The 14880-nt window shown below is 52.7% G+C and carries 7 protein-coding genes; all 7 read right to left on the bottom strand.

What is annotated here, in order from left to right; all coding sequences use genetic code 11:
* Positions 1-43 precede the first annotated feature (43 nt).
* Positions 44-3667 carry a PQQ-binding-like beta-propeller repeat protein gene (locus TAM4_RS01445; RefSeq protein WP_158306671.1) on the bottom strand — a complete coding sequence of 1208 codons (3624 nt, stop codon included), beginning with the start codon at positions 3665-3667 and terminating at the stop codon, positions 44-46.
* Between the two features lies 1 nt (position 3668).
* Positions 3669-4874, bottom strand: a complete 1206-nt coding sequence (locus TAM4_RS01450) for a 26S protease regulatory subunit (protein ID WP_014121457.1) — start codon at positions 4872-4874, stop codon at positions 3669-3671.
* Positions 4875-4926: 52 nt separating this feature from the next.
* Entirely contained in the window at positions 4927-7794 is a 2868-nt protein-coding gene (locus tag TAM4_RS01455; protein ID WP_048149655.1) for a protein kinase, read from the bottom strand.
* The gene (locus tag TAM4_RS01460; protein ID WP_014121459.1) at positions 7794-8561 is read right to left on the bottom strand and encodes a hypothetical protein; all 768 of its coding nucleotides are present in this window, start codon (positions 8559-8561) and stop codon (positions 7794-7796) included. Before TAM4_RS01460 ends, TAM4_RS01455 begins: the two co-directional genes overlap by 1 nt.
* Positions 8548-9111 (bottom strand): hypothetical protein, encoded by a 564-nt coding sequence (locus TAM4_RS01465; protein ID WP_014121460.1) that lies wholly within the window; start codon positions 9109-9111, stop codon positions 8548-8550. Before TAM4_RS01465 ends, TAM4_RS01460 begins: the two co-directional genes overlap by 14 nt.
* Before the next feature lie 194 nt (positions 9112-9305).
* Complete coding sequence (locus tag TAM4_RS01470) at positions 9306-10646, bottom strand: helix-turn-helix domain-containing protein (RefSeq protein ID WP_014121461.1); 1341 nt, start codon at positions 10644-10646, stop codon at positions 9306-9308.
* Positions 10643-14755, bottom strand: coding sequence for a protein kinase (locus tag TAM4_RS11860; protein ID WP_237702109.1), 4113 nt, complete (start codon positions 14753-14755; stop codon positions 10643-10645). The genes TAM4_RS01470 and TAM4_RS11860 overlap by 4 nt, the downstream gene beginning before the upstream one ends.
* Between the last annotated feature and the right edge of the window lie 125 nt (positions 14756-14880).

A 14880-nucleotide genomic window follows, 5' to 3' on the forward strand; every position in this document is an offset into this window, starting at 1 on the left:
CTGACTACTGTCATGGAGGATAATAAAGCAAAAGCGAAAATGCTCATTCCTCCGAATTTTCAGGATTTGCGGTTTCGGTGGCTGCCTGTCCGGGGTTCAGGATGGAGTCTATCTCCCTGAGGATGGCCTCCTTGAGCTTCTGGTATTCCCTCCTCTTCTCCTCAATGGCGTTGATCTGGGTCAGAACCTCCTTCCTAATGCGCTGGAGCTCACTTCTGTTCTTTTTCCTGTACTCACGGTTTGCCGATTCCAGGAGGGATTCAAGCGCTTTCCTGTTCTCCTCGGCTTCCTCAGGGATGAGGCCGGCGAGGGCCGCGTTCACCGTTGCCACAATGCTCCTGTGGAGTCCTCTAAGGCGCTGTCTTCTCACGAGGAGTGCCCCAAGGATTATCAGCAACAGCAGAACAACCCCAGCCGCACCGTAGACGACGTAGTTGTTGATCGACGGGAACGGGTCCTCATCATTGGGAATACCATCTCCGTCAACGTCGCGGGCCTTCTCCGCCGCTTTTAGTGCGAGCGACTTCGCCCCGTTGAAGTCTCCGCTCCGCAGTTTTCCAAGCGCCTCGTTCAGGATTTTCTCTGCTTCGGAGGGATCAAGCCCTAAGGACTTTGCGGAGTCTATTGCCTTCCTCGCCTGATCGATATCGGTCAGTACCTCGTTGCACCTCTTTTCTCTCTCGCTGAGCATACCCTCGGCGTTCTGGAGTTCCTCCTTTGATGCGTTGAAGTTCCCCACTTTGAGGGACTCAAGGGCCCTGGTCAGGCTCTCCTCAACGTCCGAAACGGGGCAGCCCTTCCCCTTCATGTCCTCTGCCTTGGAGAGAACGCTTTCTATGTCCCCCTTTATTGAGGTGCCATCATCTCTGCATCTTTCAATCTCATCAAGGGCCTTCATCGCAAGGTTGAGGGCCTCCCTGTAATTCCCTTCATTGAAGCGTTCCACCGCCAGTTTTAACGTGGAGTTTCCGAGGGGACATCCGATACCGTCTTTCTGAAGGGATGTGAGGTTTGCGGTAGCTCTCTCAATAACGTTCTTTGAGTAGGTTTTCTCAACTTCCCCGAGCTCTTCCAGTATTGAGAGTGCCGCGTTCCTGGCCTTTACCGCGTTGGTTACTGCGTCAGGGTAGTTTCCTTCGTTGTACAGGGTTCTGGCGGAATCGAGCTCTGATACGGCTAGCTGGAGTTTGTTCCTTTCTTTATCCACGGGGAAGCCGAGCTTCTCGAGCGTTGATAGTGTTTTTGACACGTTTTCTATAGTCTCGTTGGCGAGATCGATCGCGTTTTTGGCCTCGGTCTTGTGGCTCTCTATCGTATCCCGTGCCATGTTCAGCGCCTGTTTGGCCAGGTTGGAGGCCTCAAGGTACAGACCCCTCTTAAGTTTCTCAACGGCCTCACTTAGGAGGTTCTTCGCGTTCCCAACGTCGAGTCCGTGCTTCACAGCCCATGTTATGGTCTCGTTGGCCTCGGCTATGCTGTTAAGGGCTTCTTCCCTGTACGACTTGAGCTTATCGTTGAGTGATGATACCACGGCCTCAGCCTTCGTCCTCGCGTTCTCGGCCTTTGTTATGGCGTCGGTGTACCTGCCAGCGTTGTAGAGATCTACGGCCGTTCTGAGGATTTCCTTGGCCTCATTGAGCGTATCCTCGTACGTTTTGGTATCAATGCCTGCGTCCTTGGCCGAGGAGATCAGGCCTTCAGCCTTGGCGATTGACTGGTTCGCCGCGTTTATCGATTCTGTGGCATGAGTCCTAACCTGAGCGACCGTGTTCAAACAGCTTTCCTTGGCCTTTTGGGCATACTCCTTTGCCTGCTCGTATTCACCGTTGTTGAAGGCTGCCTTTGCCTGACTCAGTAATGAATACGCCTCAGAGACATCTATCCCCTTTTCAACGGTTTCGTTTATTGTAACTTCAGCGTCCCGAATCGCGGCCGCTGCCTCCGCCCTTAGGGCTGCGAGTTCAGCCTCTTGCTTGGCTCTATTTGCCTCTTGGGCCGCCCGTTCCGCCAGTTCTCTGGCCTTTGTGTAGTTTCCGCTGTTGAAGGCTTCCCTTGCCTGGTTTAGGAGATCCTCGGCGGGGGTTGTGTTCGCTCCCGCTGCCTTGGCCGCTTTTATCATCTCCGTTGCGTTTTCTATGGCAACAGACGCGTTGTATCTCTCGATGAGATTCATCGCTATGTTCTTTGCCTCTTTGGCATTCTGCTCTGCCGCGGGGTAGTACTCCTTCGTGTAGTTCTCAAGGGCCTTCGAGAGAAGCGACTCCGCCCTTGAGGTGTTGAGACCGAGGTTTCTGGCCTGGCTTATGGTTTCGTTGGCGTCCTCAATCGCGCTCCATGCGTCCGTCCTCGCCTTGGAAATTGCCTCCTGAGCCAGGCTGTATGCCTGGTCCGCATGGTCCTTCGCAGCGGAGTACAGACCGGAAGAGTACTCACTTTTTGCAACGTTGAGCATGTTCTCTGCGTCGGTCACGTTTATCCCGTGATCCGCGGCGTATGTTATGAGGTTCTCCGCCCGCTGAATGGCGTTTTCGGCGTCCACCTTCATCTGGATCTCTTCGATCGGGTTCATGTAATACACTTTGTCCGCACCTATGACGACGTTTCCGGTTTCCCTGGCGAGGGCCATGTCCCACACTCTTGAACCGAGGGTGTTTGCCCAGATTCTGTTTCCGTCTGAGTCAAAGAGGGCAACGAGTCCACGCTGCGTTCCTGCAATGGCGTATTTCCCATCAGGAGTCAGCAGCACTTTGGTAACGCCGCCGCTGTTGAGGTTCTTCTCCCACAGTAGCTTCCCGGCCTTGTTCAGCTTGTAAACGTGGCCGTTCCAGTTCCCCGCGAAAACTTCACTTCCGTCTGAGGTTATCGCCACAGTCCCAACGTCGTTCCCGGTGTAGTATGTCCACAGGAGACCTCCGGATCTCGTGAACAGGTATACGTAATCGGAGTATGAACCAACGGCGATGTACTCCGCATTGCTCGAGAGGGCGATGTCCTTAACCTCTCCCGGGAGCACGCGCGACCACAATAAGGTTCCGTCCGTCTTCAGGAGGTAGAGCTTACCGTCCTGCGTTCCGGCGGCCACGTAATCGCCCGATATCTCCACGTCGAGAACACCCGCGTTCGATGGTATGCCCCCTCCTGATGGGTACCTCCACAGCAGCTCCCCTGTTCTACCGTCGAACATGTACACCGAAGCGTCGCGGGAACCCGCGGCCACGTACCTTCCATCGTCAGACACCGCGACGCTCCACACCTCCCACTTGGTTGTGCCTTTCCAGAGGAGCTCTCCGTTCCTGTTGAAGGCGTAGACGTTGTGATCCACCGAACCAGCGACGACCATCGACCCGTCGGGTGTGATGGCGACGTCACTTATTGCGTCCCCGGCTCTGAAGCTCCACAGGGCCGACCCGTTGCCGTCGAGAAGATAAACATCGTTTCCAGAACCCACCACGACGTACTTTCCATCCGGGGTAGTGGCGACGGCCGAGACGGATGAGGGACTCGGCCACTGCCATGATTCATTTTCAGGACTGTCTCCATTAGTGATATACTCGCCACTTACATTGTACATGCTCACCCTGTAGTCTCCAGAATTTTGAGCCTTAACTGGATGTGGGGAGAGGAGACTCAGCAGTAGAAAAACGAGAAGAAGAGTGGAGTACCTCATATCACCATCCCCCAAACTCCTCCGCCCACTTCTCATAGCGCTCGATGTCCTTCCGCGTCAGCGGGCTTTTGATCTTCTTGAAAGCGGCCTCGAAGTCCCTCATCTCAAGCGGTCTTGTCCTCAGCGAGCGCCTCCTGAGCTTCTCGTAGGGCAGTTCCGCCAGCTTGTGGAGGTCCGGGTTCTCCTCGCGGATCATGTTCCATACCGCCTCCTGGCAGAGGTTCTTGATGTCCCTTCCGGAGTAGAGCCTTCTGACGCTCTCCTCCGCTATGGCATCGAGGTCGAGCCGGCTTATGTCGAGCCCGCGTGTATTGATCTTGATGATCTCCTTCGTGGCTTTCTTGTCGGGCAGGGGAACATAGATCCTCCTCGGAAACCTCGACAGTACGGCCTCGTCGAGATCCCAGGGCGTGTTGGTTGCCGCCAGCGTCAGGACGAGTACATCACTTCCCTTGTCCTGGAAGCCGTCGAGTTCAGTCAGCAGGGTGGAGAGCATCCTCCTGCTCGCTTCACTCTGATCGCCGGAGCGCTTCGTCGTCAGCGCGTCTATCTCGTCCATGAAGACTATGCTCGGCGCCCTCTCCCGCGCCACCTCGTAGAGGGCCGAGATTATCTTGGTGGACTCGCCGAAGTACTTGCTCAGAACGTTGCTGGCCTTAACTGAGAAGAAGGTCGCGTTCAGGCTTCCGGCGGCGGCGCTCGCGAGGAGAGTCTTACCGGTTCCAGGCGGACCGAAGAGCAGAATACCCTTCCAGGGCTGGATGGACTGGGGCCTCTGAAGGGCCGAGATGACGACGGTCTCCATTATCAGCCTTTTCACCTCATCAAGCCCACCGATGTCGCTCCACTTGACCTTCGACCTTGCGATGAGGTTCTCCACGTAGCGCTTGAACTGGTCTTCCTCGTCCACGCTCGCCTCACTTCCTCCTTTGCCGCCTTTCCCGCCTTCCTTCACCGGCTTGTGTTTCCTCTTCGCCCCGTAGCGGCCCTCCTCGACCTCCTTCGCTATCACCTCCCACTTCTTCGCCTTCTTCAGGTAGCTCTCGCAGTTGAACTCGTCGTACTTCGAGAGCTGCTTCAGTATCCTCGCGCACTCAAGGGCCTTCTTCCGGGCGGTTTCCTTATCCCCTTTCTTTATGGCATCCTCAAACTCCCTCTTGGCCTTCCTAAACGCTGACAGCAGGGGTCCGGACAGATCGACGGGCATCTCAAACACCTCCTTCGTCAGGGCTTTTAGCTTATTTGAGCGGCTTATTCCACTAAATCTGCTCAAAGCCCAGGCCCACCTTGTGCGCTATTACCTCGGCCTTCGCGAGGAGTTCCTCGCCTGCGAAGTTCAGCCCCTCCTCAAGGCGGACCTTTATCTGCTCCGCTAAAGCTTCCACGTCCCCGCTGAGCTCTCCTCGCGCGTAGAACTTCAGATCGCTCGCGTACTTGTAGGCTTCCCTGAGGTTGCCCATCTTGAGGAACATCAACATCAGCTTGCCCGCGTAGAAAGCCGCCCTTGGGGCGTCGTTTAGGGTTATTGAGCGCTTCAACGCCTCTTTATAGCGCACGCCGAGGTAGGTCGCCAGCTCGAACTGGAGCTCGGCAACTGACTGGTAGCGCTCCTCCATGTCCTTTCGGAGGCAGGTGAGGATGATGTGCTCGACGTCTTTGGCCTCCGGATTGAGCTCGCCCGGCGGGATTGGCTCGTCGGTGGCTATCCTCGAGACGACCTCAATCAGGTCGTCGCCCTCGAACGGCAGCCTTCCGGTGACGAGCTGGTAGAATATTACTCCTAACTGCCAGATGTCGCTCCTGTGGTCGGGCTTTCCAAAACGGCGCGAGGTCTGTTCAGGAGAGGCGTAGAATGGAGTGAAGCTGGCCAGGGTTGTTGAATGGGTCTCGGCCATGGCCTTGCTCAGTCCCCAGTCGGAGATTTTTGGTGTGCCGTTCTTGAGGAGAATGTTTGAGGGCTTTAAATCGCGGTGGATTATGCCCCTGCTGTGGGCGTACTTCAGGCCTTCCGTTATGTTGAAGACGATGTATGAGGCGACATCAACGGGTAAAGGCTTGGGGAGCTTTTCAAGTGAAGATTCGCAGTACTCCATCTCGAGGAATGGAATCGGGAGAATGTTGGCATCGTAGAGGCGAACTATGTTCGGATGCTTCAGGTGGAGCCAGTTGGTTATCTCTCTGAGGAACGCCCTTCCGGTGTTCTCGTCGAGGCTGAGCGGGATTTTGACGGCGACTATCTTTCCGTCCTTTCTCTTTGCCTTGTAAACCCTTGCGAAGCCGCCCTTTCCTATCAGCTCGACGTCGGTGTATCTGTAGGCCAGCTGGGGCGGGAAGTCGGCAGGAAGCTGAACTCCAGCGGGGGAAGGTGTTGGAGTTGGGGTGATTGGCTGGGGTGTCGGCGTGGCCGGGGTGACGGGTGTTGGTGGTGTGGCATAGGCTTGAGCCGTCCTCTCTGCGACCTCAACTGGAATGACCTTTTCAGTTTCAAGCTCGATGCCGTCCGCGATGGCTTTGATTTTAATACGGAAGTCGAAGTTGCCGGCGTACTTCGGCGTTACGGCGAGGCTCTTAGAGACCTTTTGGCCTTTCTTCAGCTCGGGGAATTCCAAAGTTGTGGTTTCGAGGTCGAGGAAGTCGTTGGCTGAGAGGTCAAGGGTGAGTTTTAGGGATTTGGCAAAGTCGTTTTTTGCAGTGAGCTTGAGGATTGAATCAACGCCTTCGACGAGCCCCGGAACCGAGAGGGTGAGGGAGTTTTGAACGTTTTGTTTGAGGGGTTCCAAATCGAGGTAGTACTGGACATTGGGGGTTACGTTGAGGGATTTAACGACGGCTTTTGAGTCCATGACGATAAGAGAGACCTTCTTGGTGCGCCACTCTTTTCGTTTTTTCATCTCTTTCTTTGTTCGTTTGAAGATTGTTCCAACTTTAACTTCAACTTCGTATTCCACTTCAACCTGATACTTACTGACACCGCTCAGGACTTCACAGTGGGTGTTGTGAATTTGGACATTAGTGTCCATTACTTGAGCGTCAGAATTACCACAAAAGTCACACTCAGGCAGGTTTCCGTCCGGCGGAAGCCGAAGAATCCAAACGTCACCATAACCAGCGCCGAAGCTTTTAGTCCAGCCTGCTACGATAATGTCACCGTTCGGTGCAATGGCAACCGCGTGAGCCTCATCCCCGTTACTCCCGCCGTAGGTTTTCTGCCATTTCACGTTACCATTCTCATCCAAACGAAGAACCCAAACGTCACTCCTACCAGCGCCGAAGCTGGTAGTGCCTCCAACCACGATGATGTCGCCGTTAGGAGCTATTGCAATCGCTTTAGCCTTATCGTACCATTCTCCTCCGTAGGTTTTCTGCCATTTCACATTACCATTAGCATCAAGCCTGAGAACCCAAGCATCATCTTTGCCAGCGCCGAAGCTGTCAGTCCAGCCGGCCACGATGATGTCGCCGTTAGGAGCCAAAGCGAGAGCATACGCCTCATCCCACTTAGAGCCACCGTAGGTTTTCTGCCACTTAACGTTACCATTATTATCCAACCGAAGCACCCAAACATCATACTCACCAGCGCCGAAGCTTTTAGTCCAGCCTGCTACAATAATGTCCCCGTTTGGGGCAATGGCAACCGCGTAAGCCTCATCATAATCGCTTCCGCCGTAGGTCTTCTGCCACTTCACGTTACCGTTGGAATCCAACCTAAGAATCCAGGCATCCCAACCACCGGCGCCAAAGTGATCAGTATAACCGGCAACTATAATGTCTCCGTTCGGAGCAATGGCAACCGCCTCAGCATGATCGGTGTAGCCTCTCCCGTAGGTTTTCTGCCACTTAACGTTACCATTATTATCCAACCGAAGAACCCAAACGCTGCCGGCAGCGCCGAAGCTTTCAGTGTAGCCTGTTACTATTATGTCCCCGTTTGGGGCAATCTTCACATCATTGAACCAATCATTTTTGTCCCCACCGTACGTCTTGAACCATTTCACGTTCCCGTCCTTGTCAAGCCGAGCCACGAAGCCGTCTCCTTCCCTTTCCCCAACAACAATAATGTCCCCGTCCATATCAACAGCCACAGCCTTAGCTTCGCCCGGCCCGTACGTCTTGGCCCAGTACGACATCAAACCACCTCCAGCCCAAGGGCCTCTTTAATCTCGTCAATCCTCATGAGAAGGCCTTCCCTATCAAAGGGAAGACCGACGTGGTTCATGATGACGGTTGCAACGTCCATAAGCTCCCTGCTTTCCCCTGAAAAGAACCTCTCAACGTGCTCGAATGAGAACGGCTTAACCCTGTAAAGCTCCTTAAATACATCGAATTTCAGCTCTGGAGCGCCCATTAATAGCGAGTACAGGTCAACCATGTCCTTCCAGTGTTTCTCCCTCTTCTCGTCTGGATATGCGGGGTTGGAGTATATGTCGAGCTTTAGAACTATGAGCGCTTCAGGGAGAACCATGTTAAGGTCTCCGGAGAGAGCCTCAAACTTGAAGGTTTCGAGGGAATAGTACTGCTTTTCAAATATCGGCCCAACGTAGGGACTCTCGAAGCTCAGCTCGCTCGGCTTCCTGTCAAAGAGCAAATCAACGTTAAGTCTCTCTTCAAGGAAAGGAAGCTCTTCATCTCTAATTGCCTTGAAGTACCTAAAGCCCGAACTTTGATAGCCAAGCTCCCTTAGCCTTGAATCAACTCTCTTGAAGTCCTCCAGCCTAACGAGGAAGTCCACGTCAATCGAGGGAACTCCTGTTAAGCCCCACTTGGTGACCCAGTGATAAACCCCCCATCCCCCAGCAAGCAGAATGTTCAATCCCTTGGCTATACTGAGCATGTCCTCTATCGAAGCCCTGATTAGGGGACTGCTGGGGTTTCTCAAGGTTTTAATCTCCTCCATCCCTTACAACCTCCTCAAACACCTCATCGAACAGCCGCGTGTACATGCCCTGGGCGAGCAAATCTGCCAAAACCATCCCCCAGGGCGGCACCCTAAACCTCCCCACGGCCTTTGCAAAGCGGAAGGCAAAGTCGTCGTAGGCGTAAACCGAGAGGACGTAGCCCCTCCCCAACCTCATTTCCAGAGCCTCTTCCGGCGTTTTTACGTACGCTATCCCTCCCGCCGGGCTGAGAACCTTCCCAATTGCCCAGAGGGCGGCGGAACCAGAGAGCAGGACGTCGGGAGAGGGCATAATCTTCACCCTAACCGGCTTAACCCTCTCGAATATCCTCCTCTTGTCCTCGGCCCAGAGCATCACGAAGGCTTTCCTGTCGAGGATTTCAACGGTTCCGGCGTTGTTCACCACCACTCCCTGCTCCTCAAGCCTCCTGACCTCGCGGTGAACGTAGGGATACTTCAGCTCCGTAACCCGCGAAAGCTCCGCTACCCTAACCTTCCCGAGTTCCCAGAGCGCTATGTATATCCTCTCCCTCCTCGTCGGCGGACGCATCTCAACCACCACAACAAATATAACAAAACTTTTTAAGAGATTTGTTAGTTTTGCTATGGCTAGTTTTTGAGTCCCTCTGCCCTACCCGTGGAGACCCTCCCCACGTCAGCGTTCCGATGGCGTTCAGATCCCGCATCCAGCCCCTTGCCATACGAACCACCCAAACGTTTCACGATGAAACGTTTATGAAATGTTTATGATATGTTTGAAATGTTTAGCTCGTACCTGACGCTCCTCCCGGTTCCGCCCATTCTCTTGAGTATCCCTTTTTCAACGAGGTCTTTCAAATCTCTGGCCGCTGTAACCGGCGAAACTTCAAACATCTCCCTGTACTCCCTGTTCGTTATGCTTCCCTTCTCCTTCACGTAGAGAACGGCCTTAACCTGCCTCTCGTTGAGCCCAAGCTCCCTCAGCCTCTCCTCGGTCAGCCAGTCCCTGTAAAAGACCACCTGAAAGCCCCCGAAGGCCTCCTTAAACTCTGGCCTCGGCAGTTTGGCCTTCTCAAATGCCCTCAGAATCCTCAGCGTTCCGCTGCCCCACTTCTCAACGTAGCCGGCAAGATGGAAAACCTCGGCGATGAGCCTGTTCCTCGGCTTCGATGGGTGCTCGCGGTAGAGGTCTTCCTCGGTCAGACCGATGGGAAGACCGCCGGGGTTCCAGAAGATTATCCTTTCGTCGAGAATCTTTATCTGCACCTCCTCGGGCATCCTGTAGTCCCTGTGCATCACGGCGTTTACCACTGCCTCTCTCATGGCCTCAAGGGGATAGTCCCAGATCTCTTCCCTCACCAGCCCCCTTATCACGTACCTTCTGCTCATGTGCTTCTTTATCGCGCTCACCGCTCCCTCGACCTGCTCGAAGAGGTTTCCTTCAACGTCAACCGAGTCGAGGATTTCGCTGCCCTTAAACCTTCCAACCCTCACCTTCGCCTGCGGGAAGAACCACTGGGGGTCTCTGCCGAAGAGCAGAATCAACGCCCTCGTAACCTTCCCGTCCCTAATCGGCCTGAGCTTTTTGAGAACCTCAATCTCGTCGTCGCTCGGCAGGTTCGCCCTTCTGATGAACTCTCTCACCTTATCCAAATCAACGTCGTCGAGCGTGGCATCAACCGGATAGGCATCCCAGCTCAGCCCGACGCTCTCCTCGAACAGCTCCGAGATTTCCTTTGGGGTGAGCTTTCTGTTCGAGTTGCCAACCCTCCTGTAGGCTCTGCCCTTCACCATCACGGGCTTCACGGGATGCTCATCAACCTCTATCACTATCACGTCCTTACCGCCGCACCTCTCGACCCTGAGCCTCGGTATAACCTCCGGTTCGGTGTTCTGGGCTATCTCGTTGGCGAGCTTCGATAGCGTTTCCTTTCCAAGCTGAACGCCCATCACTTTCTTATCTTTATCGCGGACGCCGATGATTATCACGCCGCCGTGAGTGTTGGCGAACGCCGAGACCGTCTCCAGTATGCGCTTTACGTCGATGTTTTCCTTGAACTCGACCCGCTCATTTTCTCCCGGTTTTATAAGCTTGCACACGTTCATTTCGACAGCGCCTCCCCCTCAATCCTCAGCACAAGCGCCCTTACCTTCTCTTCAACCTCCGGGCCTATTGGAATGCCCTCTTTGAGAAGAAGCTCCACCTGGGCTATCGCACTCAGCAAATCGTCGAGGTTCTCGCGGGTGTAGAACTTTAGATCGTCCAGCGCCGCCAGAAGCTCCGCCTTGTCGTTCAGCTTGGCACTTAGAATGGCAATCTTCACGGTTTTGCGAATGCTCTCAATCCTCAACCTTTCAAACTCTTCACGTGAGCGGCTTTTCTTCATGGCTAAGCTCGTCTTCCTAAGCTCCTCTTTCTCCCTCTCCAGCTCTGTTAGGGATTCCAGAGCGGACAGAAACTCCTCAACGCTCTGATAGCGCTCTTCCTTCCTCTTCGCTAGGAGCTTTTCAAAGACTCCGTCAAACCTCTTGAGCCCCGGCTTGAGCTCGGAAATGGGCTTTGGCTTTGCGTAGAGGATTTTACCGACGAGGGCACCGGGAGAAGTTGCCCTATACGGGAGTTCGCCTGTCAAGAACTCATAGAGAATTAGACCAAGCTGGTAGATGTCAGTCCTGTGGTCCGGCTCCCCGAAGGTCTCCTCGTCAAGCTGTTCGGGAGCGGCGTAGAGCGGGGAGTAGCCGTAGTGCCTGCTCAGCGAGCTCCTCGCGCTTATCTTCGCCAGTCCCCAGTCCGTTATCTTGGGCGTCAGGTCGGCTTTGAGAAGGACGTTGAGCGGTTTGAGATCGAGGTGGTAGATGCCCTTTGAGTGAGCGTGGGCTAATCCCCTGGCAATGTCCGTGATGAGCTTTAAAGCGGTCTTCTCATCAACGGGCTTTGGATACTTCTCAAGGTCTCTGACGAGCTTCCCATCAACCTCAACGCCCTCGATGAACTCCATCTCAAGGTACGGAACCGGCAGAATGTCTGCCCTGTAAAGTCTTACTATGTTCTCGTGGTTAAGGTTGTACCATGCAGCAACCTCCTTGATGAACAGCCCGCTGGTCTTCTCGTCTATTCTGGGTATCTTGAGGGCAACGATTTTGCCGTCCTCTTTTCTGCGAGCTTTGAAAACTTTTGCAAAGCCGCCTTCACCGAGGAACTCAAGGGGCTCATAGCGTGAGAGAAGGGCAGAGGGGAAGCCTTCCACCGTCTTGGTCTCTTTTGCTGGCTTTGATTTTATGGCTTCATCAAGTTTAGCCTTGACCTCCGGCTTCTCAGCTCTAGCTTCGGGAAGAGATTGAGCAAATGCCTCTGCAACCCTCTCCGGCACCTCAATCTCCGGGATTACGGCCTTCTTTATCCAGTCGAGAATTTCTATGAGCCACTCTGATGGGATAATGCCGCTCTCTCCCGGCCCACGGGAGACTATGTTCCGCGTCACGAAGAGGTTTTCGCCCTCGATGATGTCCTTGAAGGGATGAACTGTGATTTCGTCGGGAAGGGGTTGGATGAAGTCAATACTGCTCAGCTCTTTGTCCAGCTCTTCCAGCGCCGACTTCAGACCGGCTTCGTCCATAACCATGGCCTTCACGATGTAGCAGCGATTGTTGATGAGGTAGCCGGGGCAGGGTTTTTTGATCGATTTTTGTTTCTGTGGGTGTATTACTTCTGTTTCTTTAATACCTTCTACCTCGATTCTTTTTGGGACATTCTCTAGATCCTTTAACAGCTCGTTCACGTTTTTGTATCCAAGTCTTATTTTGTGGGTTATTATTTCGGCTTTTTCTATTATTTCAGGCGGTATTGTCAAACCATCTTTGAGCCTGAATTTGATTTGCTCGACAAGTTTTTCCACTTCTTGCTTTAACTCGCCCCTTGTATAAAAAACTAAATCACTCGCGTACTTGTAAGCCTCACGAGCATTGTTCGTCTTCAAGTTAATCAGCAAGAGCTCAGTAAGGTAGAAAGTAATCCTCCCGACATCACCCTTGCTCTTTCTCAAGCTTTCAGAGTAAGTCAAGTTCAAAATCCTCGCAAGGTCACGCTGAAGCTCTTCAACACTCTGATACCTCTTACTCTTATCCTTCTCAAGCATCTTCATTATGATTGGCTCAACTTTCTTTGCCTTGGGATTAATTTGGCTTGGTGATGTTGGCTTTTTGCTCAGAATCCCGTGCAGAACTTCACTCAATGAACCCTCAAAGGGTAACCTGCCAGTAACCAGTTCATAGAAGATTACTCCAAGCTGCCAAATGTCCGTTCTCTCATCGATCGAGCCAAATCTTCTGTTTATCTGCTCTGGTGCGGCATAGAGTGGCGTGAAGGAAGTGATTGTGGAGTCGCTTTCTGTGACGACCTTGCTGAGTCCCCAGTCACTTATCTTTGGAGTTCCATCCTTGAGAAGAATGTTGCTGGGCTTTAAATTACCATGAATTATACCTTTCGAGTGAGCGTACTTTAAGCCCTCGGCAATGTTAAAGACGATGTAGGAAGCTACCTCAACGGGTAAAGGCTTGGGGAGCTTTTCGAGAGAGCTTTCGCAGTACTCCATCTCAAAGAACGGGATTGGAAGGATGTTGTAGTCATAAACCCTGACGATGTTCGGATGCTTGAGCTTAGTCCAGTTCCCTATCTCACGAAGGAAGGACTTTCCGGTTGTCGGGTCAAGGCTTATTGGGATTTTTACAGCCACTACTTTGCCGTCCTTTCTCTTTGCCTTATACACGCGAGCAAAACCACCCTCGCCAAGGAATTCTAGCGACTCATAGCGGAAGAGAAGGGCCGATGAAATGTTGTCCTCGACTTCAACCTTTCTGGCTGAAGGGGAGAGGGAGAGCCTCCCTTCAGGCTCCCACTCGCAGAGGATTTTGACCTTTGGAATCGCCGTTCTGATGGTGGCGGTTGTGTTGGTGATTTTGACGTATTCCTTGCGGAAGAATCCGGGCTTGAGCGGCGGAACGGTTACCTTGCATTTTGTGTTCTTGACGACAGCGTTGGTGTCCATGACTATTGCGTTCGAGTCTTGGCAGAGCTTACAGCTGGGCAGGTTTCCATCTGGTGGAAGGCGGAGAATCCAAACATCGTCACCGAAGCTCCGAGTGTAGCCAGCCACTATAATATCTCCGTTCTCAGCTATTGTAACCGCATTGGCCTCATCGTAATCGCTTCCCCCATAGGTTTTCTGCCAGATTACATTACCATTCTCATCAAGCCTAAGAACCCAAACATTACCCTTTCCAGCTCCAAAGCTTCCGGTGTGACCTGCTATGATTATATCATTATTTGGAGCTAAAGCAATAGCATTAGCTACATCATAATTGTTTCCTCCGTATGTTTTTTGCCATTTCACATTACCATTCTCATCTAGGCAAAGAACCCAACTATCCCATTTTCCAGCTCCAAAGCTTCCGGTGTGACCTGCCACAATAATGTCTCCGCTAGGAGTAACAACAGCCATAGAAGCCTCGTCTTGATTACCCCCGCCATATGTTTTTTGCCATTTTATGTTCCCATTACTATTCAGCCTGAGAATCCATGCATCCAATGTTTTAGCCCCAAAGCTGTAAGTGTATCCTATCACAATGAGGTCTCCATTTGGAGCTAACACAATGGAATTAGCAAAGTCATCTTTATTCCCACCAAAAGTCTTCTGCCACTTAATGTTTCCTTCGCTATCAAGCCTGAGAACCCATATATCACAATTCCATCCAGTACTAAAGCTCCAAGTATAACCAGCTACAATAATGTCCTCGTTCTCAGCTATTGTAACCGCATTGGCCTCATCGTAATCGCTTCCTCCATAGGTCTTCTGCCATTTTACGTTGCCATTCTCATCAAACCTAAGAACCCAAACGTCACTTTTTCCAGCGCCGAAGCTCTCAGTGGAGCCAACAATAATAATGTCTCCATTTAGAGCTATCTTCACATCGTTAAACTTATCATCCTTGCTTCCCCCTAGAATCCTCACCCACTTTACGTTCCCCTCTTTATCAAGCCTTGCCACAAGCCCGTTGCTCTTAGTGTTTTCCTTTTTCGGCTTAATGCTCCCGGCAACCACTATATCCCCATTCGGCATCAGCGCAACGGCCTTAGCTTCAGCTTCCATCCCCTCAAACTCATACGCCTTAATCCAGTACTTCCTATCGGCGGTCTCCGAGATTGTGACGGGCTTCATCCCTCCGACCCCCTAACGAGCCTTTCCAAATCCGCCAAATCCATCATCTCCCCGGTTTTGTCCCCGATCTTCTTGGCGATGAGCGTGAAATTTCCAAATGATGTAGACAAAGTATAATACTTTTC

The sequence above is a fragment of the Thermococcus sp. AM4 genome, assembly GCF_000151205.2.
GTDB lineage: Archaea > Methanobacteriota_B > Thermococci > Thermococcales > Thermococcaceae > Thermococcus.